The sequence below is a fragment of the Plantactinospora sp. CNZ320 genome (assembly GCF_002846275.1).
Map to the genome: position 1 here is coordinate 7,170,507 of NZ_PJMP01000001.1, position 25,474 is coordinate 7,195,980.

The window sequence follows — 25,474 nt, forward strand, 5'->3', positions numbered from 1 at the left end:
CGGGCCGGGAAGGTGAAGGGATCAGGGATGCAGCGGTGGCGGGGGTACCACGGGGCGCCGGTCGGCTGGGGTCGGTCGGTGGTCACCATCGGGGTCTTCGACGGGATACACCAGGGGCACCAGGCGATCATCGGGCACGCGGTGAAACGCGCCCGGGACATGGGCGTGCAGTCGGTGGTGGTCACCTTCGACCCGCACCCGGCCGAGGTGGTCCGGGCCGGTTCGCATCCGGCGGTACTGACCGAGCCGGCCCGCAAGGCGGAGTTGATCGAGGCGCTCGGGGTGGACGTACTCTGCGTGGTGCCGTTCACCCCCGACTTCTCCCGGCTCTCGCCGGAGGCGTTCGTGCACGACGTACTGGTCGAGCAGTTGCACGCCGCGCTCGTGGTGGTGGGGGAGAACTTCCGGTTCGGCCACCGGGCGGCCGGTGACGTGGCGCTGCTGGAGCGGCTCGGGCGCACCTTCGGTTTCGGGGTGGAGGGGGCGCCGCTGGTCGCCGACGCCGACACGGTCTTCTCGTCCACCTACATCCGGGCCTGTGTCGCCGCCGGTGACGTGAGCGCGGCGGCGGCGGCCCTGGGCCGGCCGCACCGGCTGGAGGGTGTGGTGGTCCGGGGCGACCAGCGGGGGCGGGAGATCGGCTTTCCGACCGCCAACCTGCTCTGCCACCGCTACGCGGCGGTGCCGGCGGACGGGATCTACGCGGCCTGGCTGATCCGCCGGGGCGGTCGGGCCGGTCAGGGCGACGAGCGGCTTCCCGCCGCCGTGTCGATCGGTACGAACCCGACGTTCTCCGGCCGGGAGCGTCGGGTCGAGGCGTACGTGCTGGACTTCTCGGGTGATCTCTACGGGGAGCGGCTCGCCCTGGACTTCGTGGCGTACCTGCGGGAGACGCGCAGCTACGACGGCATCGAGCCGCTTGTCGCGCAGATCGAGGCCGACGTCGAGCAGACCCGCCGGCTGCTCAGCTGACAACCACTCCACCGTCGGTTGCGGCACTCCGGGCGCGATCAGACCCGTGCTGGGCAGCCAAAACCCGCCCAAGCGGAACGATCCGACCAGCTCGGGCGTGCCCTTGACTCGGCCGTACCGGTGCAGGCTGGTAGCCTGACGGGGACGTCGGGTTACCGGCGTGGCCTCGCGTGCCTGCACGACGCCGCGGGTGCGAGGTCGCCCCGACCCGGTCCACCGACCGGGCGAGGGCGGACACGACAATTCAGGAACAGGGAGACATGGCGCTCGACCAGGAAAGCAAGGCCAAGATCCGCCAGGAGTACGCGACCGCCGAGGGCGACACCGGTTCGCCCGAGGTGCAGGTGGCGGTGCTGACCAAGCGGATCGCCGACCTCACCGAGCACCTCAAGGTGCACAAGCACGACCACCACAGCCGTCGTGGTCTGCTGCTGCTGGTGGGTCGCCGTCGACGGCTGCTCAACTACATGCAGAAGAAGGACATCAGCCGCTACCGGTCGCTCATCGAGCGACTCGGTCTGCGGCGCTGAGCTGAGCGGGGGAGCGGCCGCCCCGGCGGCAATCCGGCGACACCAGGTCGCCGACGGCATCGCCGGGCAGCCGCTCCACCCGCCCATCTCGCCACACCCGTAACCAGGGGCCAGCGCGACCACCCGTTGGGGAGCCGGTCGACGCACCGGTCCTCGGTAGTGGCCCCCGGGCCGGCCGGCACATCCGGCGCCCCGGGCGCTTCGATCGAAGACCGGTTGTCTGAGCAGCTCCTCTGGCCACGGTCTCGTACCGGTGGGATACCGGCACGGAGGGCAGTCGCGGGCCCCCGATCGAAGGAGTGCTACCGCACTATGACCGAAACGTCCAACCCCAACAGCAGCACGCTGGGTACCCAGCACCGCACCGCCGTGATCGACAACGGGTCCTTCGGCACCCGTGAGATCACCTTCTCCACCGGGCGGCTCGCCCGGCAGGCCGCCGGTTCCGTCCTCGCCCAGCTCGGCGAGACCGTGGTCCTCTCTGCGACCACCGCGAGCAAGCAGCCCAAGGAGCAGTTCGACTTCTTCCCGCTCACCGTCGACGTCGAGGAGCGGATGTACGCGGCGGGCCGGATCCCCGGCTCGTTCTTCCGGCGTGAGGGTCGGCCCAGCGAGGACGCCATCCTCACCTGCCGGCTGATCGACCGGCCGCTGCGCCCCTCCTTCGTCAAGGGCCTGCGCAACGAGGTGCAGGTCGTCGAGACCGTGCTCGCGCTCGACCCGCAGCACCCGTACGACGTGGTGGCGATCAACGCCGCGTCGCTCTCCACCCAGCTCTCCGGCCTGCCGTTCTCCGGCCCGGTCGGGGCGACCCGGATGGCGCACGTCGACGGCCAGTGGGTCGCCTTCCCGACCATCGAGGAGCTGGCCCGGGCCACCTTCGACATGGTGGTCGCCGGTCGCGCGCTGCCGGACGGCGACGTCGCGATCATGATGGTCGAGGCGGAGGCGACCGAGCACACCGTGGCGCTTGTCGCCGGTGGCGCTCCGGCACCGACCGAGGAGGTCGTGGCGAGTGGCCTGGAGGCCGCCAAGCCGGCCATCCGGGAGCTGTGCCGGGCGCAGAGCGAGATCGCCGAGGTGGCGGCCAAGCCGGTTGCCGAGTTCCCGGTCTTCCTCGACTACACCGACGACGTCTACGAGGCGGTCGCCGGGGCGGCGCGTGCCGAGGTCTCCGAGGCGCTGAAGATCGCCGGCAAGGCGGACCGCGAAGAGGCCCTGGACCGGATCAAGGAGCGGGTCGTCGAGCAGCTCGCCGGTGACTTCGAGGGCCGGGAAAAGGAACTCAGCGCGGCGTTCCGCTCGCTGAACAAGTCCGAGGTACGCGCCCGGGTGCTCCGCGAGCAGGTCCGGATGGACGGTCGCGGGCCGCGCGACATCCGACCGCTGACCGCCGAGATCGCGGTGCTGCCCCGGGTGCACGGCTCGGCGCTCTTCGAGCGTGGCGAGACGCAGATCCTCGGCGTCACCACCCTGAACATGCTCCGGATGGAGCAGGCGCTGGACACCCTCTCCCCGGAGAAGCACAAGCGCTACATGCACAACTACAACTTCCCGCCGTACTCGACCGGTGAGACCGGCCGGGTCGGTGCGCCGAAGCGGCGCGAGATCGGGCACGGCGCGCTGGCCGAGCGGGCACTGATCCCGGTGCTGCCCAGCCGCGAGGAGTTCCCGTACGCGATCCGCCAGGTTTCCGAGGCGCTCGGCTCGAACGGCTCCACCTCGATGGGTTCGGTCTGCGCCTCCACGCTGGCCCTGCTCAGCGCCGGTGTGCCGCTGAAGGCGCCGGTCGCCGGCATCGCGATGGGCCTGATCTCCGACGAGGTCGACGGCAAGACGCAGTACGTGACGCTTACCGACATCCTCGGTGCCGAGGACGCCTTCGGCGACATGGACTTCAAGGTCGCCGGCACCAGGGAGTTCGTCACCGCCCTCCAGCTCGACACCAAGCTCGACGGCATCCCGTCCGACGTGCTGGCGGCGGCGCTGCAGCAGGCGTACGAGGCGCGGCAGGTCATCCTCGGCGTGATGCAGGAGGCGATCGAGGGTCCGGCCACGATGTCGGACTACGCGCCCCGGGTGACCACTGTGAAGATCCCGGTCGACAAGATCGGCATGGTGATCGGGCCGAAGGGCCAGACCATCAACGCCATCCAGGACGAGACCGGCGCCGAGATCTCGATCGAGGACGACGGCACCATCTACGTCGGCGCGACGAACGGCCCGTCGGCCGAGGCCGCGGTCGAGCGGATCAACGCGATCGCGAACCCGACGCTGCCGAAGATCGGCGACAAGTTCCTCGGCACGGTGGTCAAGACCGCCGCGTTCGGGGCGTTCGTCTCGCTGCTGCCCGGCCGGGACGGCCTGCTGCACATCTCCAAGGTGGGCGACGGCAAGCGGGTCGAGCGGGTCGAGGACTTCCTCAACGTCGGCGACAAGGTCGAGGTGTCCATCGCCGACATCGACGCCCGGGGCAAGATCTACCTGGACAAGGTGCGGCCCGAGGGCGAGGAGGCGCCGGCCGAGCCGGCCGGTGGCGAGCGTCCGGCCGGCCGGGACCGGGGCGACCGTGGCCCGCGCGACCGCGGCGACCGGGACCGGGGCGACCGTGGCCCGAGCCGGGGCGACCGCGAGGGTGGCGAAGGTGGCGGCGAGGGCGGTGGCGGCGAGCCGCGCCGCCGGCGCAACCGGCACAGCTGATCGATCGCGCCGCGCTGGCCTCCGCCGCACCTGACCGGGTGGCAGAGGCCGGCGCGGCGCGTGTGGCACCATCGCACCCATCCGGGGTACGCGTGCCGCACAGTCCGCTGCGACGTCTGCCGTTCGGTCGGCCTACAGGTAGGAGCCAGGTCCCTTGAGTCGGGCGAAACGAGTGTCGGGCGCCGATGGCATCGGTGGTGGCGCCGCTGCGGCGGCCAGGGCGGTGACCCGGGTGATGGACAGCGACCCGCTCGGCGGCACCGTACGCCGTACCGTGCTGCCCAGCGGGCTGCGGGTGCTCACCGAGGCGATCCCGACGATGCGCAGCGTCTCGTTCGGCATCTGGGTGGCGGTCGGCTCCCGGGACGAGACGGCGACCCAGTCCGGGGTCTCGCACTTCCTGGAACACCTGCTCTTCAAGGGCACCCGCAAGCGCAGCGCGCTGGACATCTCGGCGGCGATCGAGGCGGTGGGCGGCGAGACGAACGCGTTCACCACCAAGGAGTACACCTGCTACTACGCCCGGGTGCTCGACCAGGACCTGCCGCTGGCCATCGACGTGATGTGCGACCTGATCGCCGACTCGGTGCTGGCCGCCGCCGACGTGGAGACCGAGCGCGGGGTGATCCTCGAAGAGATCGCCATGCACGACGACGAGCCCGGCGACGAGGTGCACGACCTGCTGGCCAGGGCGATCTACGGCGACCATCCGCTGGGCCGGCTGATCTCCGGCACCGAGGAGACCATCTCCCCGATGTCGCGCCGGCAGATCCAGAGCTTCTACCGCCGTCGCTACACCGCGCCGTCGATCGTGATCGCCGCCGCCGGCAACCTCGAACACGCCGAGGTGGTCAGGCGGGTCCGGCAGGCGCTGGACGGCACGGTACTCGACGGTGAGCCGGCGGAGCCGGCACCGCTGCGCCCGGCCGGGACCCGGGTACGCACCAGCCGGCCGGGCAGCGTCGTCGAGCACAAGGAGACCGAGCAGGCGCACGTGGTACTCGGCTGTCCCGGCATCGGCCGGCTCGACGACCGGCGGTTCGCGCTCGGGGTACTCAACAACGTGCTGGGCGGCGGCATGTCCAGCCGGCTCTTCCAGGAGATCCGCGAACGGCGTGGCCTGGCCTACTCGGTCTACTCCTACTCCAGCCAGTACGCCGACACCGGCCTCTTCGCCGTCTACGCCGGCTGTGCACCGGGCAAGGTCGACGAGGTGCTGGAGCTGGTCCGGGCCGAGTTGGCCGAGGTCGCCGCGCACGGGGTGACCGAGGCCGAGCTGGCCCGGGGGAAGGGCATGGCGAAGGGCTCCTACGTGCTCAACCTGGAGGACACCGGGTCCCGGATGAGCCGGCTGGCAAAGGGCGAGCTGCTCTTCGGCGACCTGCTGCCGGTCGACGAGCTGCTGGCCCGGGTCGACGCGGTCACAGTGGACGAGGTGAACGCGCTCGCGGCCGACCTGCTGGCCCGACCGATGTCGCTGGCCGTGGTGGGGCCGTTCAACGCCGACGACTTCTCCATCGAGCTGCGGTAGGAATCCCGGGGTGCGGGCGTTCGGCGACGAGTGCCGCGGGCCGGCTGATATCGAACGAGCCTCGGGTTCGTCTCGCCGACGTCGTCCGGCTAGGGTCTGACGACCGTAGGCGGGGTCGCGGCGAGGGGGAAGAGACCGACATGAGCATGCCGCTGCTGCCGGGGGAGCGGACCCGGCTCGGCAGGTACGAGCTGCTGGGGCGCCTGGGCGAGGGCGGCATGGGCACCGTCTATCTCGGACGGGACCAGGACGGGCGCAAGGTGGCCATCAAGATGGTCCGGCCCGAGTTGTCGTACGACGCCGAGTTCCGTGGCCGGTTCCGCAGCGAGGTCAACCGAGCGCGCCAGGTGCCGCCGTTCTCCACCGCCGAGGTGCTCGACGCCGACCCGGACCACGATCCGCCCTACCTCGTCGTCGAGTACGTCGACGGCCCCAGCCTCGCCACCGTCGTCCGGGAGCAGGGGCCACTGTCCCCGTCCGCGCTGCACGGGGTGGCCGTCGGCATCGCCACCGCGCTCACCGCCATCCACGGAGCCGGGGTGATCCACCGCGATCTCAAGCCGGCCAACGTGTTGTTCGCGATGGGCGGCATCAAGGTGATCGACTTCGGTATCGCCCGCGCCTTCGACGCGACGAGCCAGCACACCCGTACCGACCAGATCGTCGGCACTGTCGGCTACATGGCACCGGAGCGCTTCGAGCCGGGCAACGGTCGGCAGGTGACCTCGGCTGCCGACATCTTCGCCTGGGGCGTGGTGATGGCGTACGCGGCAACCGGGCGTACGCCGTTCGCCGCCGACTCCGCGCCGGGCACCGCGATGCGCATCCTGACCCAGCCGCCCGACCTCTCCGGACTGACCGGGCGGCTCCGTGAGCTCGTGGAGCGGGCCCTGGTCAAGGATCCCGACGAGCGCCCCACGGCGCGTGCGCTGCTCGACGCGCTGCTCGACGGCAACACCCCGCCGGCCGGAACCACCGCCGTGATCACCCCGGCGGCGCTGACCGCCCGGGACAGTGGCCAGGTGGCGACCGGTGGTCCCGTGGCGGCGCAGGGCGCGCCCCAGCCCGAGAACAGGCGCCGGAGCCGTCTCCTGGCCGTCGGGGCCGCCGTCGTGACCCTCGTCGTGCTGCTCGGTGCGGGAGTCGCCACGCTCAACGCGCTCGGCCCCAGCGGCCAGCAGGCCGGCGGTTCTCCGGCGCCGTCCGCGCCGACCGGCCCGAGCCCGACGAACGCCCGGACGACCACCCCGGTGGCCTCGGACCCGGACACCGCGATCCTCCAGGGGACCCGGCGCACGCTGATCCACATCGCGGAGATCGACCGCGATCTGGCGCTTGACCTGCACGACTTCCAGGTCGAGGCGTCCGACGGCACCGGGGCGAAGTCGCAGTTCGTCCTGGTGCCGATGGGGGTGGACTATCTGATCAGGTCGCTGCGGAGCGACGGTCGCGCCGACGACCAGGAGACCTGCCTCGGGGTGAAGATCTTGTTGGAGGGGCCGTCGGTACTTGTCGCCGCCGCGTGCCAGCCGACGCAGGCGACGATCTTCTCGCTCGATCGCACCGGCGCCAAGGACGAAAAGAACCGGCCGACCTACTACATCTACAACGACACACACGGCTTCGTGCAGTGGAGCACCTCCCGCAAGACGATGATCGTCGAGCAGGTCGGCGACGCCACCCCGAGCTCGACCTTCAGCCTGGTCGACCGCGGCGCACTCTGACCCGGGATCCGCGCAGGAGGTCGGGATCGCACCTGTGCGGAGCGCCCCGCTGAGCATGGTCTCTCTACCATGCCGGTAGGGAGGTGGCTCGATGGGTTGGTTCACGCCTCGCTGCCCGGTCGTGCCGGAAGAGCAGCGGTGGATCGAGGAGAACCTGGCGTGGTTCGTCCGCGAGTTCGGCGACTCCTGGCTGCGCTCGCCGGTGGTGCTTCCCACCGACGACTTCTTTCCGGGCGGATACTCCGGTTCCGAGGAGGACATGCTCCAGGTCGTGCACCGGCTCTGCGACCACCTCTCCATGGACCCCGACCGGATCCGGGTTGAGCTGCATGCCGATCGGGCGGGTGGGCGGGAGTTGCCGGAACTGGTTGGCGGGTATGCCAGCTGGTCCGGGGCGGCCGGGCATTATCGGGTGGTGGCGGGCAGGGCGGTCGTCTCGCTGGAGGAGTCGCTCGGTAGCCGGCCGTTGGCCCTGGTCGCCACGGTCGCACACGAGCTGGCCCACGAACGGCTGCTCGGCGAGGGGCGGGTCGATCCGCAGCGGCGGGATCAGGAACCCCTCACCGACCTGCTCACGGTCTATCTCGGGTTCGGGATTTTCACCGCCAACGCCGCTCTGGAGTTCGCCGGGCGGCACACCGGTTGGTCGGCGGCCGGCTGGGATACCTGACCGAGCCGATGTACGGCTACGCGCTCGCCCGGTACGCCTGGCTGCGCGGCGAGACCGCGCCCGATTGGGCCCGCCACCTCGACACCAACCCGCGTACCTATCTGCGTCGAGGTCTGCGTTTCCTGGGCCGGGCCGGAGGTCCGCCCGGCGCGGCGGGGGATGCCTGACGCCGGAGATCTGACGGGGATGCCGGATCGGGCTGGGGCGGGTCGCCGGCCGACCGGGTGGTCTGGCGGTGGCCACCTGCGGTTGCCCGCGTTGGGATAGGTTGTGGCCCGTGAGCGACGAGCGTGAACCAGGGAAGAACGCGTCGACCGGGCCGCTGCGGGTCGGCGTACTCGGCGCCCGCGGCCGGATGGGCCTGGAGGTGTGCCGGGCGGTGGAGGCCGCCGACGGCCTCGAACTGGTGGCGACGGTCGACGAGGACGACAGGCTCTCCACCGCCTCCGACGCGGGTGCCGAGGTGGTGGTCGACTTCACCAACCCCGGCGTGGTGATGGACAACCTGCGGTGGTGCGTCGAGCAGGGCATCCACGCCGTCGTCGGCACCAGCGGCTTCACCGGGCAGCGGCTCGACCAGGTGCGTGGCTGGTTGGCCGACAGGCCCGGGGTGGGCGTGCTGATCGCGCCGAACTTCGGCATCGGCGCGGTGCTGATGATGCAGTTCGCGGCGCGGGCGGCCCGCTACTTCGAGTCGGTGGAGATCATCGAGCAGCACCATCCGAAGAAGCTCGACGCGCCCAGCGGCACCGCCACGCACACCGCGCGGCTGATCGCACAGGCCCGGGCCGAGGCGGGTCTCGGCGCCGTGCCGGACGCCACCAAAGACGAGCTGCCGGGCGCGCGCGGTGCCGACGTCGACGGGGTACGCGTGCACGCGGTCCGGGCCACCGGGCTGGTCGCGCACCAGGAGGTGCTGTTCGGTACCGCTGGCGAGACGCTGACGATCCGGCACGACTCGTACGACCGGGCGTCGTTCATGCCCGGCGTGCTGCTGGCCGTGCGGGCGATGCCGCACCGCCCGGGGCTTACCGTCGGCATCGACGCGCTGCTGGACTGATCTCCGGTCGGGACTCCGGGTTGCCGGGGAGCCTTGATCCGGTTAACGGTAAGTGCTAGCTTACCGTTCGTGGCTACTTACCAAACCGCTGACGGCTGGGACGCGTTGGGCGATCCCACCCGACGCGCCATCGTCGCCTGCCTGGCGGAGCGGCCGAGGGCGGTCGGCGAACTCGCCCAGGAGCTGCCGATCAGCCGGCCCGCCGTGTCGCAGCACCTGAAGGTGCTCAAGGACGCCGGACTGGTGACCGACCGCACGGCCGGCACCCGCCGGGTCTACCGGCTCAACCCCGCGGGCGTCGCCGCGCTGCGGGATCAATTGGACACGTTCTGGAACCGCGCACTGGAGGGCTACCAGGACATCGTCGAACAACCGACCGAGGAGAACTCATGACCCAGGGGCCCGAGGTGGTGGTACGCCGGCAGGTCGTCGTGAACGCGTCGCTGGAGCGGTCGTTCACCGTGTTCACCGAGCGCTTCGGAGACTTCAAACCGAGGGAGCACAACCTGCTCGGAGTGGCGATCGCCGAGACCGTGTTCGAGCCGAAGGTCGGCGGACACATCTACGATCGCGGTGTCGACGGCACCGAGTGCCGCTGGGCGCGGGTGCTCGTCTACGACCCACCGGTCCGGGTGGTGTTCAGTTGGGACATCAGCCCGCAGTGGCGGGTCGAGACCGAGCCCGACAACACCAGCGAGGTCGAGGTCCGGTTCATCGCCGAGACCCCGCAGCGCACGCGGGTGGAACTGGAGCACCGCCACCTCGACCGGCACGGCCCCGGCTGGGAAGCCGTCCGAGACGGCGTCGCAGGCGACGGGGGATGGCCGCTCTACCTGAACCGCTACTCCGGCCTGTTCGGCACGGAGGCCTGACCGGCGCGCACGTCTGACCGGCACGGAGGCCTACCAGCACGGAGGTCTGACCGGCACCATCGCCACCCGTCCGGCGGCCCGGGGAGCACCCACACCGCTGTCGGGCCGCCGGACGACCGGCATGGTGCGGCAACAGGGCCGCTACCGGGCGACGGGGCGGTTCGGGCCGGCTTCAGTCGGTCGGCTCGGCGGCGAGCGAGACGTGCAGCCGGAGCTGCGGGACGAGCAGGTCGTCGACGTCCAGCGCCCGCGCCGCCCCGTCCGGCTCCCAGCCGGCGGTGCCGAGGAACTTCCGGGTCGCGGCGTCGCCCTCGAAGGCCCAGGCCACCGCCGTGTCGAAGCCGTCGCCACGCCACAGGTCGACGCTGGCGGCGAGCAGCCGGCTGCCGTGCCCGCGCCGGCCCCACCTCGGCTCGACCAGCAGGTCGGTCACCGCGACGACACCGGTACCGAGCGCCTCGGCCGGTTCCTCCGGGGCGAGCGCCTGCTCGTCGGGGGGGCCGGATGCGGCAAATCCGACCAGATACGATTGTTCGGCCTGCTCGACGGCGACCAGGACGCGGTGCCGTTCGGAGGGTGGTGCCTCGACCGCCGCACTCCACCGGCGACCGAGCCACTCCTCGTCCAGGTTGTCGAGCACGTGCTTGGGCAGCATCCTCCGGTAGGCGACCCGCCAGGTCGCGAGTTGGATGCGTGCGATCTCGCCGGCGTCTGACGGACGCGCCGGGCGGACGTACCCGAGAGCCATGAGTGGCAAGCCTACGCAGGGCAAGGGGGGCGGTAATGGCGCAGGGTGCCGGTTGGCGTACCCGGTACCAGGTGCTGTTCGTGATCGCGCTGGCGGTGCTGGTCGCCGGATTCCTCTCGGTGGCGGCGGCCCGGCACGGTTTCTTCGATCTGCGGGTCTACTACGGGGCGCTGCACCACTGGGTACGCGCCGACGGCGAGATCTACGACTGGCTCAAGCCGGACAGCAAGTACGGCTTCACCTATCCGCCGTTCGCGGCCCTGACGATGCTGCCGCTGGCGTACCTGAGCTGGCCGGCGGCGATGGTGATCAGCGTCACCCTGACCGTGCTGGCCAGCGCGTTGCTGATCTGGTGGCTCGTCGACCCGATCGCCCGCCGGACGGGGTGGACCCGGTGGTTCACCCTGGCCGTGGCGCTCTGCCTGGCGGCGGCCTTCGAGCCGATGCGCGAGACGGTCAACTTCGGCCAGGTCAACATGCTGATGCTCTTCCTGGTCGGCGCCGACCTGCTCTGGCTGGTCGCCCCGGTGACCCCGTTCGGGCGCCGGCTGCCGCAGCGCTACCGCCGGTTCGCCGGGGTGGGGATCGGGCTGGCCACCGCGATCAAGCTGACCCCTGGCATCTTCATCGTCTATCTGCTGGTCACCGGGCGCTGGCGGGCGGCACTGGTGGCCAGCGGCACGGCGGCGGCGGTCACCCTCTTCGCCGCCGGGGTGGCCCCGGACGCGTCCCGGGAGTTCTGGACCACGGCGCTCTGGGACACCGACCGGGTCGGGTCGCTGTCGTTCATCTCCAACCAGTCGTGGCAGGGCGTGGTCGCCCGGCTCGACCCGGACCATCCGAACACGCTGCTCTGGTTGGTGCTTGTCGCGGCGACGGTGGGGGTCTGGATCTGGCGGTCCCGCAGCGCGGCGGCGGTGGGGGACGAGGCGACCGGGCTGGCCCTGACCGGCGTGGTGCAGAGCCTGGTCAGTCCGGTCACCTGGGTGCACCACCTGGTCTGGTTGATCCCGGCGCTGATCCTGCTTGTCGACAACGCGTACGCCGCCCCGGCCGGCAGCGGGCGGCGGCGTTGGCTGCTGCGGTTCGCGGTCTTCGCGTACCTGGTGCTGATCAGTCGGCTGGTCTGGATCTGGGAACGCCGCTTCGACGGCCTGCTCGGCTTCCTGGGTAGCAACTTCTATGTCTGGATCAGTGTCGCGCTGCTCTTCGCGCTACCGATCCGGGGTCCCAGCCAGCTCGCCGAGTCGGGCGGCGTAACGGAGCTCGGCCAGCCCAAGCGGCGACCGTCCCCCCGACCGTTGTAGTTCGTAGGTCGACCGCTCACCATCCGCGACTAACCCGGCCCGTTCGTAGAACCGGCGGGCCCGCCGGTTGTCGGCGAGTACCCAGAGCCGCAGTTCGGTCCAGCCGAGTGCGCTCAACTCGGCGACGGCGGCGGCCAGGAGCCGCCGGCCGATTCCGGCGCCCCAGTGCCCGGGCCGGACGTAGAGGCCGAGAATCTCGGCGTACCGGTGATCGAGGCGCTCCGGATCCTGGTCCGTCCGGTACGGCCCGATGGTGGTGAAGCCGAGCACCGTCTCGTCGTCGGCCCGGGCGACCAGGGTCCGGAACGGGTGGTCGGGTTCGGCGGTGCCGAGGTCGCGGCGGCGCTGCGCCCAGGCGGCGACGTTCAGTCGGGCCAGCACCTCGGCCGGCATGATCTCGGCGTAACCCGCCTGCCAGCCGCTGACGTGCACCTCGGCGATGGCCAGGGCATCGTCGGGGCACTCGGGACTGACGACTAGCATCAGGACTGTTTTATCCCGTTTTGCTGGTCAGGTCCAGGCCCGACGTGTCGTGTCGGACCGGTCGGCTAAGGTCCGGGGCGATGGCCGTACCCGAATCGTTGTCAGTGTCCCAGGCCCGGCGGATCGCGTTGGCCGCCCAGGGCTTCGCCGATCCGGCGCCCGCTGCCGTGCCGGCCCGTCGCCACCTGCGCAGGGTCCTCGACCGGCTCGGGCTGCTCCAGATGGACTCGGTGAACGTCCTGCAACGGGCGCACTACCTGCCGCTCTACAGCCGCCTCGGGCCCTATCCGGTCGAGCTGCTCGACCGGTCCGCCTACCGGCGTCCCCGGGACCTCTTCGAATACTGGGGGCACGAGGCCTCGCTGGTCCGGGTCGACCTGCAACCGGCGCTGCGCTGGCGGATGGCCGCCGCGCACACCGACGCCTGGGGCGGGATGCGCCGGATCGCCGTCGAGCAGCCGGCACTGGTCGCCCGGGTCCTCGACGAGGTGCGGGCCGGTGGCCCGATGACGGCCGCCGAGATCGAGCACGACGCGCCCCGGGAGACCGGCAACTGGGGCTGGAACTGGTCGGCCGTCAAGCGGGCCTGCGAGTACCTGTTCTGGGCCGGCGAGCTGACCGCCGCCTCCCGGAACAGCTCCTTCGCCCGGGTCTACGACGTACCCGAACGGGTGCTGCCGGCGGAGGTGCTGGCCGCGCCGACCCCGGAGCCGGCCGAGGCGCACCGCAGGCTGGTCGGGATCGCCGCCCGGGCGCTCGGGGTGGCGGCCGAGCCGGAGCTGCGGGACTATTTCCGGCTGCCGGTCGCGGGCGCCCGCACCGCCCTCGCCGAGCTGGTCGAGGCGGGCGAGTTGCGGCCGGTCACCGTGCAGGGCTGGCGACTGCCCGCCTATCTGCACCGGGACGCCCGGCTGCCCCGGTGGATCCGGGCCAGCACCCTGGTCAGCCCCTTCGACCCGCTGATCTGGGAACGGTCCCGCACCGAACGGCTATTCGGGTTCAGCTACCGGATCGAGATCTACGTCCCCGCGCCGCAGCGGGTGCACGGCTACTACGTGCTGCCGTTCCTGCTCGGCGACCGGTTCGTCGCCCGGGTCGATCTGAAGGCCGACCGCAAGACCGGCATGCTGCTGGTGCCGGCGGCCTGGGCTGAGCCCGGCACCGACCCGGTGGAGACCGCCGGGGCGCTCGCCGCCGAGCTGCACCGGCTGGCCGGCTGGCTCGGCCTCACCTCGGTGGCGGCCCCCGCCGGGGGAGACCTCGCCGGGCCGTTGCGCGCCGCCCTCGCCGGCATGCTCGCGGTACGGTGAGACGGGCCGCCCGGCAGCGCCAGGGAGGGCGGGGCAGTTTGTCGGACGGTTGCCGGAGAGTCGAGTCGGACGGGTGAGGGCGGGATGACGAGCGTTGACGAGAACCGGTCCGGCGGGCCCGACCCGGCGCCGGGCGACGCCACCTCGGCCTCGGCGCCTGCCGCCACCGGCTCGACAGTGCTGGGTGCCGACGCCTCGCCTCCGGCTGGTGCCACCGGAGTGCTGGGTGCCGACGCCTCGCCTCCGGCGGGTGCCACCGGCTGGCCGGCCGAAGCGGCAGGGTCCTATCCGGGCTATCCCGGCTATCCGGTACCGCCCTACCAGTATCCCGAGCCCGACCGGCTCACCCGGTGGGTGAACCGTTTCCAGGCGTGGGCGCCCCGCTGGCTCGCCCCGGTGGCGGCGCTCGGCTGCATCGCGGGAGCGGTCGGCTACACCCTCATCGCCGACCCGACCCGCAGCGCCCCCGACGCGGCACCCTCCTGCATCCTCAAGCTCACCACCGGGCTGGACTGCCCGGGCTGCGGCGGCACCCGCGCGCTCTGGTACGTCCTGCACGGCGACCTGCCGGCGGCGGCCCGGCACCACCTGCTCTTCGTCTTCGCCCTGCCGTTCCTGCTCTACCTCTACGTCGCCTGGGCCGGGCGACAGATCTTCGGCTGGCGACTGCCACAGTTGGAGATCACCCCGAAGACGATCGGCATCTTCCTCGCCGCCTGGGGAGTCTTCTCGGTGCTGCGCAACCTGCCCTGGGCACCGTTCGACATCTTCTATGTCTGATTCGGCCGGCTACGGCTTCGGCAGCCTTGGCTTCGGCGGCTACGGCTGAGGGGCCTGGCCCTGGGACTGGGCGCGGCTCGGGGAGCCGACCCGGTGCAGTGTGCCGTCCGGGTCGACGAAGGCGAACTCGCGCAGGCCGTAGGGGGTCTCCCGCACCTCGCCCAGCCGCCCCTCGACCCCCGACTGGGCCCAGCTCGCCCGCAACGCGTCGGCGTCGGAGACGTAGAGGTAGACCGCCGACGCCGTCCGGGCGGGGTCGTACTCGGCCCACTCCGTGAGGTGCAGCGAGACCGTACCGCGCTCGACGAAGCCGTACCGCTCGCCGCCGTCGTACGCCCGGACGGCGAAGCCCAGCCGTCGGTAGCGGTCCAGCGCGGAGTCCAGGTCGCGTACCGGCACCACCGGGGCGATCCGGTCGAACGTGACTTCCTCGGCCATCCGCTCCTCCACCTCGTCAACGCTGCCTGCCTGCCGGCTGTGACGTGCGTGCCTGCCGGCTGTGACGTTCGGGACCGTACCTCGCCGGGCCGACATCACCGCTAACCACATCCATCAGCCGATCTTGTACGCCCGGATCACCGTCTGGGTCACCGTGTTCCCGGCGGTGTCGGTGGCGCTGGCCCGCAGCGAGACGTACCCCGGCTCGGCCGGGTGCCGCAGTACCGCCTGTCCCGCTGTCACCTCCGCCGGAGCCCAGCTGACCCCGTCGTCGTACGACACCTCCACGGTCAGGCTCTCGTTGGCACCGGCTCCCGACTCGGGCTGCGCCGTCACGGTCACCGGGATGGTGCCGGTCTGCCCGGCAGGCGTGCTGTTGTCGTTGTCGACCCGGGGCGAGAAGCGCACCGTGGAGATCGGCAACCGGGCCGGCGACTCCCCGTCGACGTGTCCGGAGCGGAAGGTCCAGGTGACGCTGACCCGGGTGGAGAGCGTCGCCGGCCCGCCCCGTTCCGCAGTCATCGTCAGCCGGTAGTCGCCGGTCTCCGGTGGCAGCTCGATCGTCCCGTGCACGCCGTCGAATCCGGCCAGTACCTTCCCGTCGCGTTCCAGCGTGATCCGGCCGGTGGCGATCGACGAGAAGCCGGCCCGGCCGACGCCGTCGCCGTAGAGCGGGGCCTGCACGGTGAGGGTGTCGCCGCGCCGGGTCACCCACTGGTGCTCGTACGGCGGTGCCGCCACCGTCGGCCCGAAGACCCCGCGACTCCACTGCTCCTGGTACGACTGCCCGGCCCGGTACGCCACCGGTGGCGCCACCAGGCTGGTCAGGTACGCCTGTTCCGTCCCGGAGCCGGTCGTCTCGTCGACCGACCGGAACCACTGGGTCCGGCCGTCGGTGTTGTAGTACTCGGTCCGGGTCGACGGCAGCGGGAACGTCATCGCGTGCGCGAACCCGCCCATCACCGACTCCGGCAGCACCGCCCAGGCGAGTTTCCGGCCACTGCTGCCGGTGGACTCGTGACCGTGGTCGGCCCGGACGGTCGCCAGGTCGGCGGCGGTCACCGCTCGGGTGAAGCCGCTGCCCATCCGCCCCTCGCTGAGCCAGCAGAGCAGGTACGCGTACGAGTGGTCCGCCGCGTCCGCCGGGGCGAAGGTGGCGGTGGTCCGGGAGACGAAGCCGTCGACCGCCCGGTCCGGCCCGACCCGGCCGCTGCGCAGCCGCTCGAAGGTGCTGCCGAGGGTGCCGACCTCGACGGTGCGGCCGGCGGCCAGCACGCTGGTGGCCAGTTCGGCGAAGACCTGCCGGGCCCCACTGTTCGGCACGGTGACCGAGAGCGGCCGACCGAGCCGGGCGTCGAGGACGACCGACCGGTCGCCGCTGACGTCCAGCTCGGGTTGGGCGACGACGCTGGTCAGGTAGACGCCGTCGAGCGGGCTGGTGATCGCGGTGAGCGCCGAGTAGCGCCCCTTCGGCACCCGGAGGGTGGCCGTGCCGTCCTCGGTGACCGGCATCGAGATCGCGTGCGCGCTGTCCAGCCCGGCCAGCATGGTCAGGTAGCCGGTGGTCGGCTCGCCGGCCTGGCCGAGGTGCGAGACCTTGACGTCGTAGCTCTCCACCTCGCGGTCGACCGCCAACGGGGTGGGTACGCTCCCGCCACCGGCCACGGTCGCGGTGAGGTGACCGGTGAGCTGCCCCAGCGGGCCGCCGCTGCCGGCCGTGTCGGCGGTGACGGTCGCCTCGGCGGTGCCACCGGCCGGCACGGTGACGCTGGTCGGGGTCACCGAGAACATCCCGGTCGGCACGGCGGTCCCGTCGGGTGCGGCGGCCCGTACCCCGAGTTGCAGGGTCACCGCCGCGCTGCCGGCGTTGTGGTAGCTGACCGTACGCCGGACCGGGGTGTCGTCGTCGTGCGGCCAGGACTGCCGGCCGAAGCTCAGGCTCGGCGGGTCGGCGGTGATCCGCTGGTCGAGTGCCCGGGCGATGTCCAGCCGCCCGGCGCCCTGGGCGAAGACGCTGAGTTCGGGGTGGGGTCGGGCGGTGGCCATCAGCGCGGCCTTCAGGGTGGCCGCCGGCAGGTCCGGCTGGCGCTGCGCCAGGATCGCGGCGGCCCCGGCGACGTGCGGGGTGGCCATCGATGTGCCGGACATGCTGATCCCACTGCCCACCGGGATGTCCACCCCGGAGTCGCCGCTGCGGGCGGCAACGATGTCCAGGCCGGGCGCGGTCAGGTCGGGCTTGATGGCGCCGTCGCCGAGCCGGGGTCCCTGGCTGGAGAAGCCGGCCAGGTCGTCGGACTTGCTCACCGCGCCGACCGCCAACGCCGCGTCGGCGGTGGCCGGCGAGCCGATGGTACTGGTGCCCGGGATGTTGCCGGCCGCGACGACGAAGAGCGTGTCGTGCTCCTCGGTCAACTCCCCGAGGGCCTGCTCGATCGGGTCCACCACCGGACTGTCCACGCCGGTCAGGCTCATGTTGACCACCCGGGCGCCCGACTCGGCCGCCCACTGCATCCCGGCGATGATCGCCGACTCGGGGCAGCCGTTGGTCGCGCAGACCTTGCCGTCCAGCAGCCGGGCACCGGGAGCGACGCCCTTGAATCGGGCCGCACCGGTACCGGCCACCGTGGAGGCGACGTGTGTGCCGTGTCCGGCGATGTCCCGGTCGTCCTCGGCGCCGTCGGTGAAGTTGCGCGCTCCGACCACCTGTCCGGCGAGGTCGGGGTGGGTCTCGTCGATCCCGGTGTCCAGCACCCCGACGGTGACCCCGGTGCCGTCGAAGCCGGCGGCCCAGGCGACCGGCGCGCCGACCTGGGGGACGCTCTCGGCGAGGGCGGGCCGGCGCTGGCCGTCGAGCCAGACGGTACGCACTGTCGCGGCGATGCCGCGCCGGTCCGGGTCCGTCCCGGTCAGGTCGGTCCAGAAGCGGGCCAGCCCGACCCGGTCCACCGCGACGGCCTGCCCGGCGACCGGGGGCAGGTCGCGGACCAGTCGCGCGCCGGCCCCGACCAGCGCGCGCCCTCCCTGCACCCGGGCGTCGGCACCGGTGTACGTCACCAGCAGCGGGAGGTCTCCGCGACGGTCGTAGCCGAACTCCAGCAGGGCGGTGACGTCGAAGAGCCGTTCGTCCAGCCGGCCGCTGCGGAGCAGGGCGAGGGCGTCGGTCGGGATCACGTGCAGCCGGTCGGCGACCCTGCGGGTCAGGAACTCGATGCCGACCCGGCCGGGTCCCGGCTCCACGCTGGCCCTGAGGTCGGTGGTGACGGTGACCCTGTCCCCGGTGACCAGGCTGACCGTCCGGGCACCGGTACCGGCCGCCGGGTCGGGTCCGGGGGCACCGGGCGGGGTGGACGCTTCGGCAGGTACGGCGTATCCGGCGAGGCCCGGCGGTCCCGCCATCGCGGCCGTTTCCGCCGACGGTCCCGGTACGGCGAACGCGAGCAGCAGGGCGAGACCCGTTACTCCGTACGTAAGCCTTTTAACTGGATTCATGGTGTGCCTCCCCTGGATACCGGTCATACCGGCACTCCTGTACACCGACCGAAGCACATCGGCGGAGAGGCGGCAACATAGACGTCCATAGATTGAGATGCGGCGCCGAGCAGGGCGTGCCGAGCGGGGTGTGCCGAGCGGGGCACGCCGAGCGGAGCGTGTCGCCGGAACCGTCGGGTGGAGCGTCGATCAGCCGGCGGTGAGCGCGGTACGGAACCGGCGCAGCGTCGGGGACGGATCGTCGGCCCGCCAGGCGACTCCGGAACTGACCTGCGGCACCGACTGGCGGATCGGCAGGTAGGCGATCCCGTCGCCACGCAGGAGCCGGGCGGACTCCTGCACCAGGGCGACACCGACGCCGGCGGCCACCAGGGTCAACTGGGTGCCGACGCCACCGGCCTCGTGCACCACCCGGGGAGTGAAGCCGCCCTGCCGGCAGACCTCCAGCACCATGTCGTACCAACGTGGACAGAGGTCGCGGGCCAGGAAGGCGAAGGATTCCGTCGCCAGGTCGACGAGGTCGATCTCCGGCTTGCCGGCCAGCCGGTGGTCGGCCGGAACCGCCGCCAGGAACGGCTCCCGGGAGAGCTGCCGGAGTGCGATGTCGTCACCCAGCCAGGCGCAGTCGAACTCGCCGAGGGTCACCACGAAGGCGACGTCGACGACGTCCTCGCGCAGCGGATCGGCGATCGAGCCGATCGGCAACTCCGCGAGGCTGAGGTCGACCTCGGGAACCCCCCGCTGGAAACCGCCGAGGATCTGGAGGAACGGCTGGGACGAGGCGGTGGGGGTGTAGCCGATCCGCAGCCGGCCCAACTCGCCGCGCTGGGCGCGTTCGGCCACCGTCTGTGCCACCCGGGCCTGGTCCAGGGTCCGGCGGGCCTCGACCAGAAAGAGTCGACCGGCCTCGCTGAGCGCCGTCCGGCGGCGCTGCCGGACCAGCAGGTCCGCCCCGAGTGCGGCCTCCAGCCGGAGGATCTGCTGGGAGAGCGCTGGCTGCGCGATGTGCAACCGGGCGGCGGCCCGGCCGAAGTGCAGCTCCTCGGCGACCGCGACGAACGCCGCCAGCTGGCGCAGCTCGAAGTTCATGCGCTGACGTTATCAACTCATGCGAACTCAGTCTTTGACCGCGATGAAGGGCCGCTCCTAGCGTCGAGGCATGAGTGATCGCGAACTGAGCGGCAGGGTGGCGTTGGTGACCGGCGGCACCGGCGGGATCGGCGCGGCCATCGCCCGGGTACTCGCCGGGGCGGGTGCCGCCGTGGCGGTTGTCGGCCGCCGCACCGAACTGGGTACGGCGGTGGCGGCGGAACTGGAGGACGGACTCTTCGTACCGGCCGACCTGACCCGGCTGGAGAGCCACGGCGAGGTGCTCCGGTCCACAGTCGACCGGTTCGGCAGGTTGGACATCCTGGTGAACAACGCCGCGGCGTACACGGCTGGCCTGACCCACGAGAGCACCGAGGAGGAGTTCGACCAGGTGGTCGGGCTCAACTACAAGGCGACGTACTTCCTGACAAAGGCCGCGCTGCCGCACCTGCTGAGCGAAGGCGGCGGCCGGATCGTCAACATCAGTTCCATCGGTACGACGAGGAGCTGGGCCGGTTCCTCGATCTACAACTCCTCGAAGGCGGCCCTGGACAACCTGACCCGCACCTGGGCGATCGAGTACGGGCCGCAGGGCCTCCGGGTCAACGGCGTCAACCCGGGCATCGTGGCGGACGGGCCGATGTCGTTCCCGGTGCAGGCGGCGGTGGACGTCGAGGCGCACGTCCTGCCGACGATTCCAGCCCGCCGGCTCGGCACCGCGGCCGACGTGGCGGCGGCGACGCTCTTCCTGGCCGGGCCCGGCGCCGACTATCTGAACGGCGTGACCATCGCCCTCGACGGTGGACTCACGGCCTGACGACCGGCGGTCGAGCGCGGCACCGGGGCGTGATCGGCGTCGGCGAGGGCTGGCGTCGCCTCCCGATCGTGATCGCTGGCGTCGCCGCTACTGGCGGCTCTCCGGCACCCCGGTCCGGAGGGCCCTCGCCTGGGCGGCGAGCTGCCAGAGGACCACTGGGTCCACGCCGAGCACGGCACCGAGGTCGCGCAACTCGGCCTCGGTGGGCATCCGCCGGGCGGCGAGGATCTCGGCCACGACGGCCGCGTTCCGCCCGGTCCGGACGGCCAACTCGGTGACCGTGCTGCGGCCGAGTTCGGCGTACGCACAGAGGTAGCCGGCCAGCGCCCGGTGCGCCAGTGCCGCGCCCGGATCGATGTGCCGGGAGAGTTGCCCGAGCGGGCTGTCCTGCCGCCGTTGCAGCGCCGCCGACAGCTCGGCGATGCGCTCCGGGTCGGTGCCGTGCTCCCCCAGCAGTAGCACCTGTACCGTCAGCCGGGCGCAGTCGGCCCGCAGGTCCGCGATGTCGACGGTGATGTCGTACCCGGGCCAGCCCCGGCCGGCACCGCGCTCGTACTGGCCGCGGGGCTGGTTGGCGTCCGGCCGGGCGTCGGCGATCGGTGCGCTGTTCGGGGTACGCCCGCGCTGCGGCGTGCCGGGTCGGACGCCTCCCGCGGCGTTCGGTCGGCGTACCGTCCACCCGCCCGGCTGGTCGCGCAGCGGGTGACGGCCGGCGGAGTTGTCCTGACCGGTGCGGCTGTCCGGACCCCGGTTGTCGGAACCGCTCCGACCCGGACCCGGCGTCTGGACGGCCTGTCGGACGGCGGCCTGTCGGATGGCGGCCCGGTGCAGGGTGGCGGCCTCGGCCCGGATGCGGTCCCGGGGTGCGTTTTCCGGCAGGCACCGGATGATCATGTCGGTGGTGGTCCACGGTGGCCCGTGCCGGTACCGCCCGGAGAGGTGCTCGGAGAGCGTCTGCCGGTTGAACCGGGCCGGCAGCAGGCCACGGGCAGCGGCGGTACGCAGGACCTCCGCCTGCCCGCCGGTCAGCTCCGGCCGGTCGAGCAGGCGCCGGACGTAGAGGGTGTACGCCGCCGCCTCGGGACTGGCGCAGCGCGCGCGGATCGTGCCGTCGTCGATGCCGGGGGGTCCGGGGGGCATGTCTGTCGTCCTTGCCGAATGGGCGTTCCCGCCACAGCGATGCAGCCTGTCGGGAACACGGGGGGTAGGGCGGCGGTGCTCTTTTCCGACAGTCGACGAGCCGGCGAGAGTACCTGCGGTTCCTCGCCGGCCCTCCCGGCTGGCGGGCGAGCCGTGGTCCTCCGTACCGGCCGGTCGGCAAGCCCGGATCGGTGCGGAGGACCACCATCAGGAAGATCGCTGATCGTGGAAGGTCGATGACAGAATGCCTCATCGCGCCCGACTGTGCAGGACCGGGTTGTTGGTCCTCGGTACCGTCCTGCTGACCGCGACCGCCCGGGCCTGGATCCGCCGACGCCGTTCGCGAGCCGGCCACCCGCCCTGGCCGAGCGGTCCGACCCGGGGTGGGCGGGCCGGCCGGCCACTGCCCCGGCACCGCCGCCGAGCCGGCGCGCCACGCCCTGACGCGCCCCGAGCCGGCGCGCCGCGTCCCGATGTGTTCCGACCCGATGCGTTCCGGCCCGGCGACCGGTGAGTCGGCCGCCGGGGCGGAGGTGGTGCGGCGGAGGTGGTGCGGCAGGTCGGTCAGGCCGCCCGGCGTACCTCGATGTCGCCGCTCACCGTCCGGACCTCGAGGCTCAGGTCGGGGCCGCCCGGGGTGGTGGGTGCGGTGCCCGGGTCCAGCCGGTTGCGGGTGGTGCCGGAGACGGTGTTGAGGTCGAGCCAGACCCCGGTGCCGGGACGTACCCCGACACCCACGTCACCCGAGGCGGTACCGATCCGCACCCGGCCGCGCCGGGTCGCTCCGAGGCGTACGGCACCGGAGGCGGTTTTGATCTCGACGGCGTCGCCGGCCTCGGCGATGTCGACGTCTCCGGAGGCGAGTCGGGCCCGCAGCGGCCCGCCGACGTGCCGGGCGACGAGGGCACCGGAGGCTCCCTTGACCTCCAGCCGGCCGTCCACCCGGGACACCTCGACGTCACCACTCGCCGTGTCGACGTCGGCGTCGCCGGTGACGTGCTCGATCTCGACGTCGCCGGAGGCCGAGCCGACGGTCAGTTTCGCGTAGCGGCCCCGGCAGCGGACGTCGGCGGAGGCGACCTTGATCCGGCCGGAACTGTCCAGCGGGACCCGGACCTGCACGCGTACGCTGCCGCTGCGCAGCCGGAACAGCCCACCGGCCCGGTCCGGTACGACCACCGAGAGCACGTCGCCGTCCAGCCCGACCTGGGTACGTTCGGCCTGCTCGCGGGACTCGGCGCTGCCGTCGTACGGGTGCACCTCGACGACTGCCGAGTCGCGCTCCTCGGCGACCATCTCGAACGCGCCGGACGGCAGGTCGACGACGACCGTGACAGGTGCGGTACGGGGAAACTCGGGCATGGCTCCTCCAGGGGTGGGTCTCGGGTGGCTGATCGGGGCCGGGTACCCGTCGGTGGGCACCGTCGGGGTGGTCAGGCCTGCGCCCAGCCGGTGACCCGGCGGCTGGATCCCCGGCCGGTGCGGCCGGTCGGCGGCGGGGCGGCTCCCGGCACGGCGGCGGTGACCGCCCGCACCAGCCAGGCGTTCACCGAGATCCCCTCGGCGCCGGCGGCCCGCTCCACGGCGTCCTTGAGGCCCTCCGGCAGCCGCAGGGTGATCCGGGTGACGTCACCGGCTGGTTCGGCCGGCGGGGGCGGTGAGCCGGGCGGGAGGGTTGCCGGCTGTCGCGGTGCCTCCCGGTGCACCACCAGATCCGCCTCCCGGGCGCGCAGCCGCACCTCGACCGTTGGTCCGTCGAGCTTGGTGGTGATCTCGGCGGTCGCGTCGACCAGCACCTCCAGCAGGCAGAGCCGGGCGGAGACGTCGAGCGAGCCGGCGAGCAGTTCGGCCGCCCGGCTGATCTCCGGGCCGCCGGGCGCGGCAGCGGTGGTGAGGTCGCGGCGGAGCGCGGCCAGATAGGGAGCCAGATCCATGACGACACTATGACATCATCTGACGTCACACACAACCGGCAGTATGGCGTCACTGATTGCAAGATGTGCCGTCACCGACGCCCCCGCCCCGGCGACTTCTGTCCGGGCGGGGGGTCGTCAGGACGACGCCGGGGGCGACTAGAGTCCGAGGAATGCCGGAGATGGTGGTCCCCCAGGTCAAAGTCATCGCGTGGACGCATTTCGAGCCACCGGAGGACGTGCCGTGGTCGACCGACGCGGAGGGCGGCCAGGCGCTCGCCGAGTTCGCCGGCCGGGCCTGCTACCAGTCGTGGCGCAAGCCCAACCCGGCCACCGCGACCAACGCCGGCTACCTGGCGCACATCCTGGAGAGCCAGCACCTCTCCGTGCTCGAACACGGGACCGTGACCTTCTACTTCACCGGCGTGTCCCGCTCGTTCACCCACGAGCTGGTACGGCACCGGCACTTCTCCTACTCCCAGCTCTCCCAGCGGTACGTGCCGGAGCGCGAAGCCGCGATGGTGGAGCCCTCGGTGATCGCCGAGGACGCCGAGCTGCACAAGCGGTTCGTGGAGGCGAGCGAGGCGAGTCTGCGGGCCTACAACGACCTGCTGGAGGGGTTGGAGCGGCGCTTCGCCGACGTCGAGAACCCGACCCTGCGTCGCAAGCAGGCCCGGCAGGCGGCGCGGGCGATCCTGCCGAACGCCACCGAGACCCGGATCGTGGTGACCGGCAACTACCGGGCCTGGCGGCACTTCGTGGCGATGCGGGCCACCGAGGGCGCCGACGTCGAGATCCGTGAGTTGGCGGTCGAGTGCCTGCGGCAGCTCCAGCGCGTCGCGCCGAACGTCTTCGGCGACTTCACCATCAGTGCGCTGCCGGACGGTACCGAGATCGCCAGCAGCCCGTACGCCCAGCTGTCCTGAACCCTTCCCCGCCGACCGGGCGGCGGCATTCCGATAGGTTGTTCGCATGACCCACCACCCTGCCAACGCCGAACGGGCGGCACCCCGGCCGTTCGGGCGCCTGCTCACCGCGATGGTGACGCCGTTCACCGCTGACGGTTCGCTGGACCTCGACGGCGCGGCCCGGCTCGCGGCCTATCTGGTGGACGAGCAGGGCAACGACGCGCTTGTCGTGAACGGGACCACCGGCGAGTCGCCGACCACCACGGACGCGGAGAAGGAGCGGTTGGTCCGCACGGTGGTCGAGACGGTGGGCGACCGGGCCCGGATCGTCGCCGGGGTCGGCACCAACGACACCCGGCACACCGTCGAGCTGGCCGGCGCCGCCGAGAAGGCCGGCGCACACGGGCTGCTGGTGGTGACCCCCTACTACAACAAACCGCCGCAGGCCGGGCTGGTCCGGCACTTCACCGAGGTGGCCGACGCCACCGCACTGCCGGTGATGCTCTACGACATCCCGCACCGCAGCGGGGTGGCGATCGCGACCGAGACCCTGCTGCGGCTCGCCGAGCACGAGCGGATCGTCGCGGTGAAGGACGCCAAGGGCGACCTGATCGCCAGCTCGACGGTGATCGGCCGCACCGAGCTGGCCTACTACTCGGGCGAGGACGCGTTGACGCTGCCCGCCCTGGCGATCGGCGCGGTCGGCCTGGTCGGCACCTCGACCCACCTGACCGGGGCGCTCGCCAAGCAGATGATCGAGGCGTACGACCGGGGTGCCGCCGCCGAGGCGCTGGCCCTGCACCGGCGGCTGCTGCCCCTGTTCACCGGGATCTTCCGTACCCAGGGCGCCATCCTGGTCAAGGCGGGCCTGGCCGCGCAGGGACTGCCCGCCGGGCCGGTACGCCCACCGCTGGTCGAGGCCACATCCGACGAGACGGCCCAGTTGCGGGCGGACTGCGCCGCCGCCGGGCTGGAACTGCCATGACGGGAGTC

Annotated in this window: 24 protein-coding genes; 16 read left to right on the forward strand and 8 right to left on the reverse strand. The window is 72.3% G+C overall.

Going from position 1 to position 25,474, the window contains the following annotated elements; genetic code table 11:
• Nucleotides 1-27 precede the first annotated feature (27 nt).
• The 10 genes from CLT71_RS32090 to CLT71_RS32135 all read left to right on the forward strand — a co-directional run bounded on the left by CLT71_RS32090 (nt 28) and on the right by CLT71_RS32135 (nt 10,059).
• The gene (locus tag CLT71_RS32090) at nt 28-972 is read left to right on the forward strand and encodes a bifunctional riboflavin kinase/FAD synthetase (protein WP_101370398.1); all 945 of its coding nucleotides are present in this window, start codon (nt 28-30) and stop codon (nt 970-972) included.
• Nucleotides 973-1,232: 260 nt separating this feature from the next.
• The gene (gene rpsO, locus CLT71_RS32095) at nt 1,233-1,502 is read left to right on the forward strand and encodes a 30S ribosomal protein S15 (RefSeq protein ID WP_101370399.1); all 270 of its coding nucleotides are present in this window, start codon (nt 1,233-1,235) and stop codon (nt 1,500-1,502) included.
• Nucleotides 1,503-1,814: 312 nt separating this feature from the next.
• On the forward strand, nt 1,815-4,202 hold the full coding sequence (locus CLT71_RS32100; protein ID WP_101370400.1) for a polyribonucleotide nucleotidyltransferase: 2,388 nt from the start codon (nt 1,815-1,817) through the stop codon (nt 4,200-4,202).
• A 235-nt stretch (nt 4,203-4,437) separates the two neighbouring features.
• Nucleotides 4,438-5,733 (forward strand): M16 family metallopeptidase, encoded by a 1,296-nt coding sequence (locus tag CLT71_RS32105; RefSeq protein WP_101371970.1) that lies wholly within the window; start codon nt 4,438-4,440, stop codon nt 5,731-5,733.
• Between the two features lie 140 nt (nt 5,734-5,873).
• Nucleotides 5,874-7,457, forward strand: a complete 1,584-nt coding sequence (locus tag CLT71_RS32110; protein WP_199187786.1) for a serine/threonine-protein kinase — start codon at nt 5,874-5,876, stop codon at nt 7,455-7,457.
• Between the two features lie 91 nt (nt 7,458-7,548).
• Nucleotides 7,549-8,127, forward strand: coding sequence for a hypothetical protein (locus CLT71_RS32115; protein ID WP_143743694.1), 579 nt, complete (start codon nt 7,549-7,551; stop codon nt 8,125-8,127).
• An 8-nt stretch (nt 8,128-8,135) separates the two neighbouring features.
• Nucleotides 8,136-8,294, forward strand: a complete 159-nt coding sequence (locus tag CLT71_RS37200; RefSeq protein ID WP_158242346.1) for a hypothetical protein — start codon at nt 8,136-8,138, stop codon at nt 8,292-8,294.
• Between the two features lie 101 nt (nt 8,295-8,395).
• Nucleotides 8,396-9,187: a 4-hydroxy-tetrahydrodipicolinate reductase gene (gene dapB / locus CLT71_RS32125; RefSeq protein WP_486483572.1), complete on the forward strand. Its 792-nt coding sequence runs from the start codon at nt 8,396-8,398 to the stop codon at nt 9,185-9,187.
• Between the two features lie 69 nt (nt 9,188-9,256).
• Nucleotides 9,257-9,580, forward strand: coding sequence for a metalloregulator ArsR/SmtB family transcription factor (locus CLT71_RS32130; RefSeq protein ID WP_199187787.1), 324 nt, complete (start codon nt 9,257-9,259; stop codon nt 9,578-9,580).
• Nucleotides 9,577-10,059 (forward strand): SRPBCC family protein, encoded by a 483-nt coding sequence (locus tag CLT71_RS32135; RefSeq protein WP_101370405.1) that lies wholly within the window; start codon nt 9,577-9,579, stop codon nt 10,057-10,059. The genes CLT71_RS32130 and CLT71_RS32135 overlap by 4 nt, the downstream gene beginning before the upstream one ends.
• Nucleotides 10,060-10,231: 172 nt before the next feature.
• Here CLT71_RS32135 and CLT71_RS32140 read toward each other — a convergent pair whose 3' ends face one another.
• On the reverse strand, nt 10,232-10,807 hold the full coding sequence (locus CLT71_RS32140) for a GNAT family N-acetyltransferase (protein WP_101370406.1): 576 nt from the start codon (nt 10,805-10,807) through the stop codon (nt 10,232-10,234).
• A 35-nt stretch (nt 10,808-10,842) separates the two neighbouring features.
• Here CLT71_RS32140 and CLT71_RS32145 point away from each other — a divergent pair, with 35 nt between their 5' ends.
• Nucleotides 10,843-12,114 (forward strand): glycosyltransferase 87 family protein, encoded by a 1,272-nt coding sequence (locus tag CLT71_RS32145; RefSeq protein ID WP_101370407.1) that lies wholly within the window; start codon nt 10,843-10,845, stop codon nt 12,112-12,114.
• Here the strand turns inward: CLT71_RS32145 and CLT71_RS32150 are convergent.
• Nucleotides 12,022-12,597: a GNAT family N-acetyltransferase gene (locus CLT71_RS32150; RefSeq protein WP_101370408.1), complete on the reverse strand. Its 576-nt coding sequence runs from the start codon at nt 12,595-12,597 to the stop codon at nt 12,022-12,024. The two genes, CLT71_RS32145 and CLT71_RS32150, sit on opposite strands and share 93 nt — an antisense overlap.
• 80 nt (nt 12,598-12,677) lie before the next feature.
• Here CLT71_RS32150 and CLT71_RS32155 point away from each other — a divergent pair, with 80 nt between their 5' ends.
• Both CLT71_RS32155 and CLT71_RS32160 read left to right on the forward strand, forming a co-directional pair.
• The gene (locus tag CLT71_RS32155; protein ID WP_101370409.1) at nt 12,678-13,907 is read left to right on the forward strand and encodes a DNA glycosylase AlkZ-like family protein; all 1,230 of its coding nucleotides are present in this window, start codon (nt 12,678-12,680) and stop codon (nt 13,905-13,907) included.
• Between the two features lie 84 nt (nt 13,908-13,991).
• Complete coding sequence (locus CLT71_RS32160; protein WP_101370410.1) at nt 13,992-14,687, forward strand: DUF2752 domain-containing protein; 696 nt, start codon at nt 13,992-13,994, stop codon at nt 14,685-14,687.
• A gap of 39 nt (nt 14,688-14,726) precedes the next feature.
• On the opposite strand, the gene CLT71_RS32165 is transcribed toward CLT71_RS32160, so the two are convergent.
• The 3 genes from CLT71_RS32165 to CLT71_RS32175 form a co-directional block, all read right to left on the reverse strand.
• Entirely contained in the window at nt 14,727-15,125 is a 399-nt protein-coding gene (locus CLT71_RS32165; protein WP_101371972.1) for a bleomycin resistance protein, read from the reverse strand.
• Between the two features lie 114 nt (nt 15,126-15,239).
• Nucleotides 15,240-18,614, reverse strand: coding sequence for a S8 family serine peptidase (locus CLT71_RS32170; RefSeq protein ID WP_101370411.1), 3,375 nt, complete (start codon nt 18,612-18,614; stop codon nt 15,240-15,242).
• Nucleotides 18,615-18,803: 189 nt separating this feature from the next.
• The gene (locus CLT71_RS32175; RefSeq protein ID WP_101370412.1) at nt 18,804-19,703 is read right to left on the reverse strand and encodes a LysR family transcriptional regulator; all 900 of its coding nucleotides are present in this window, start codon (nt 19,701-19,703) and stop codon (nt 18,804-18,806) included.
• A 70-nt stretch (nt 19,704-19,773) separates the two neighbouring features.
• On the opposite strand from CLT71_RS32175, the gene CLT71_RS32180 reads away from it, so the two are divergent.
• Entirely contained in the window at nt 19,774-20,520 is a 747-nt protein-coding gene (locus tag CLT71_RS32180) for a glucose 1-dehydrogenase (RefSeq protein WP_101370413.1), read from the forward strand.
• 87 nt (nt 20,521-20,607) lie between these two features.
• Here CLT71_RS32180 and CLT71_RS32185 read toward each other — a convergent pair whose 3' ends face one another.
• The 3 genes from CLT71_RS32185 to CLT71_RS32195 all read right to left on the reverse strand — a co-directional run bounded on the left by CLT71_RS32185 (nt 20,608) and on the right by CLT71_RS32195 (nt 23,594).
• Nucleotides 20,608-21,660 carry a hypothetical protein gene (locus CLT71_RS32185; protein WP_101370414.1) on the reverse strand — a complete coding sequence of 351 codons (1,053 nt, stop codon included), beginning with the start codon at nt 21,658-21,660 and terminating at the stop codon, nt 20,608-20,610.
• Nucleotides 21,661-22,224: 564 nt separating this feature from the next.
• Nucleotides 22,225-23,022, reverse strand: a complete 798-nt coding sequence (locus CLT71_RS32190) for a DUF4097 family beta strand repeat-containing protein (RefSeq protein ID WP_101370415.1) — start codon at nt 23,020-23,022, stop codon at nt 22,225-22,227.
• Between the two features lie 71 nt (nt 23,023-23,093).
• Nucleotides 23,094-23,594 carry a hypothetical protein gene (locus tag CLT71_RS32195; protein ID WP_101370416.1) on the reverse strand — a complete coding sequence of 167 codons (501 nt, stop codon included), beginning with the start codon at nt 23,592-23,594 and terminating at the stop codon, nt 23,094-23,096.
• A gap of 161 nt (nt 23,595-23,755) precedes the next feature.
• On the opposite strand from CLT71_RS32195, the gene thyX reads away from it, so the two are divergent.
• Nucleotides 23,756-24,499 (forward strand): FAD-dependent thymidylate synthase, encoded by a 744-nt coding sequence (gene thyX, locus CLT71_RS32200; RefSeq protein WP_101371973.1) that lies wholly within the window; start codon nt 23,756-23,758, stop codon nt 24,497-24,499.
• A 46-nt stretch (nt 24,500-24,545) separates the two neighbouring features.
• Nucleotides 24,546-25,466, forward strand: a complete 921-nt coding sequence (gene dapA, locus CLT71_RS32205; protein WP_101370417.1) for a 4-hydroxy-tetrahydrodipicolinate synthase — start codon at nt 24,546-24,548, stop codon at nt 25,464-25,466.
• Nucleotides 25,467-25,474: the final 8 nt, after the last annotated feature.

Coding starts and splice junctions, on each gene's coding strand:
- CLT71_RS32195 (WP_101370416.1), bottom strand. CDS start 23,594: ATGGATCTGGCTCCCTATCTGGCCGCGCTCCGCCGCGACCTCACCACC.
- dapA (WP_101370417.1), top strand. CDS start 24,546: ATGACCCACCACCCTGCCAACGCCGAACGGGCGGCACCCCGGCCGTTC.
- CLT71_RS32170 (WP_101370411.1), bottom strand. CDS start 18,614: ATGAATCCAGTTAAAAGGCTTACGTACGGAGTAACGGGTCTCGCCCTG.
- CLT71_RS32160 (WP_101370410.1), top strand. CDS start 13,992: ATGACGAGCGTTGACGAGAACCGGTCCGGCGGGCCCGACCCGGCGCCG.
- CLT71_RS32150 (WP_101370408.1), bottom strand. CDS start 12,597: ATGCTAGTCGTCAGTCCCGAGTGCCCCGACGATGCCCTGGCCATCGCC.
- CLT71_RS32110 (WP_199187786.1), top strand. CDS start 5,874: ATGAGCATGCCGCTGCTGCCGGGGGAGCGGACCCGGCTCGGCAGGTAC.
- CLT71_RS32175 (WP_101370412.1), bottom strand. CDS start 19,703: ATGAACTTCGAGCTGCGCCAGCTGGCGGCGTTCGTCGCGGTCGCCGAG.
- CLT71_RS32100 (WP_101370400.1), top strand. CDS start 1,815: ATGACCGAAACGTCCAACCCCAACAGCAGCACGCTGGGTACCCAGCAC.
- CLT71_RS32135 (WP_101370405.1), top strand. CDS start 9,577: ATGACCCAGGGGCCCGAGGTGGTGGTACGCCGGCAGGTCGTCGTGAAC.
- CLT71_RS32180 (WP_101370413.1), top strand. CDS start 19,774: ATGAGTGATCGCGAACTGAGCGGCAGGGTGGCGTTGGTGACCGGCGGC.
- rpsO (WP_101370399.1), top strand. CDS start 1,233: ATGGCGCTCGACCAGGAAAGCAAGGCCAAGATCCGCCAGGAGTACGCG.
- CLT71_RS37200 (WP_158242346.1), top strand. CDS start 8,136: ATGTACGGCTACGCGCTCGCCCGGTACGCCTGGCTGCGCGGCGAGACC.
- CLT71_RS32165 (WP_101371972.1), bottom strand. CDS start 15,125: ATGGCCGAGGAAGTCACGTTCGACCGGATCGCCCCGGTGGTGCCGGTA.
- CLT71_RS32115 (WP_143743694.1), top strand. CDS start 7,549: ATGGGTTGGTTCACGCCTCGCTGCCCGGTCGTGCCGGAAGAGCAGCGG.
- CLT71_RS32190 (WP_101370415.1), bottom strand. CDS start 23,022: ATGCCCGAGTTTCCCCGTACCGCACCTGTCACGGTCGTCGTCGACCTG.
- CLT71_RS32145 (WP_101370407.1), top strand. CDS start 10,843: ATGGCGCAGGGTGCCGGTTGGCGTACCCGGTACCAGGTGCTGTTCGTG.
- CLT71_RS32105 (WP_101371970.1), top strand. CDS start 4,438: ATGGACAGCGACCCGCTCGGCGGCACCGTACGCCGTACCGTGCTGCCC.
- thyX (WP_101371973.1), top strand. CDS start 23,756: ATGGTGGTCCCCCAGGTCAAAGTCATCGCGTGGACGCATTTCGAGCCA.
- CLT71_RS32185 (WP_101370414.1), bottom strand. CDS start 21,660: ATGCCCCCCGGACCCCCCGGCATCGACGACGGCACGATCCGCGCGCGC.
- CLT71_RS32140 (WP_101370406.1), bottom strand. CDS start 10,807: ATGGCTCTCGGGTACGTCCGCCCGGCGCGTCCGTCAGACGCCGGCGAG.
- CLT71_RS32090 (WP_101370398.1), top strand. CDS start 28: ATGCAGCGGTGGCGGGGGTACCACGGGGCGCCGGTCGGCTGGGGTCGG.
- CLT71_RS32155 (WP_101370409.1), top strand. CDS start 12,678: ATGGCCGTACCCGAATCGTTGTCAGTGTCCCAGGCCCGGCGGATCGCG.